At 50.2% G+C, this 861-nt stretch carries 8 tRNA genes; all 8 read right to left on the minus strand.

The features are described from left to right. Window positions 1-75 precede the first annotated feature (75 nt). Window positions 76-159 (minus strand) — tRNA-Leu (locus EG57_RS0225020). Between the two features lie 43 nt (window positions 160-202). After that, window positions 203-278: transfer RNA gene (locus tag EG57_RS0225025), tRNA-Lys, on the minus strand. A gap of 12 nt (window positions 279-290) precedes the next feature. Beyond that, window positions 291-366: transfer RNA gene (locus tag EG57_RS0225030), tRNA-His, on the minus strand. Window positions 367-376: 10 nt separating this feature from the next. Further along, window positions 377-452: transfer RNA gene (locus tag EG57_RS0225035), tRNA-Lys, on the minus strand. A 7-nt stretch (window positions 453-459) separates the two neighbouring features. Continuing rightward, window positions 460-536, minus strand: a tRNA-Arg gene (locus tag EG57_RS0225040). Window positions 537-543: 7 nt separating this feature from the next. After that, window positions 544-617 (minus strand) — tRNA-Gly (locus tag EG57_RS0225045). 19 nt (window positions 618-636) lie between these two features. Then, window positions 637-712: transfer RNA gene (locus EG57_RS0225050), tRNA-Pro, on the minus strand. Between the two features lie 7 nt (window positions 713-719). Beyond that, window positions 720-795: transfer RNA gene (locus EG57_RS0225055), tRNA-Lys, on the minus strand. Window positions 796-861: the final 66 nt, after the last annotated feature.

The raw sequence follows: 861 nt of genomic DNA on the forward strand, positions 1-861 counted from the left end.
TTCGAACTCGCGACGTTCACCTTGGCAAGGTGACGCTCTACCACTGAGCCACTCCCGCATAACCTATTTAAATACTGGTGCAGGTGAAGGGAGTCGAACCCCCACGCCGTTGGCGCTAGATCCTAAGTCTAGTGCGTCTGCCAATTCCGCCACACCTGCATGTATTTTTAAATTATAACTTGTAAGTACAAAATATACTTACTGGTGGCTTACCGGGGAATCGAACCCCGGACAACATGATTAAAAGTCATGTGCTCTACCAACTGAGCTAGTAAACCATAATAATAAAATGGGGTGGACGAAGGGACTCGAACCCTCGACAACCAGAACCACAATCTGGCGCTCTACCAACTGAACTACGTCCACCATAAAAAAATGGTGCGCCATCAGGGACTCGAACCCTGGGCACCCTGATTAAGAGTCAGGTGCTCTACCAACTGAGCTAATGGCACAAATATGTGGTGCGTCTTAAGGGATTCGAACCCCTGGCACACGGCTTAGAAGGCCGTTGCTCTATCCAACTGAGCTAAAAACGCATATATATGGAGCGGGTGAAGGGAATCGAACCCTCGTAACTAGCTTGGAAGGCTAGCACTCTACCATTGAGTTACACCCGCACTATGTCTTTTTTTTAAATGGTCGGGGTGACAGGGATTGAACCTGCGACCTCATGGTCCCAAACCACGCGCGCTCCCATCTGCGCCACACCCCGATGTTTATGGTGCGCCATCAGGGATTCGAACCCTGGGCACCCTGATTAAGAGTCAGGTGCTCTACCAACTGAGCTAATGGCACAAATTATGGTGCGTCTTAAGGGATTCGAACCCCTGGCACACGGCTTAGAAGGCCGTTGCTCTATCC

The sequence above is a fragment of the Clostridium drakei genome (genome assembly GCF_000633595.2).
Classification (GTDB): Bacteria; Bacillota; Clostridia; order Clostridiales; family Clostridiaceae; genus Clostridium_AM; species Clostridium_AM drakei.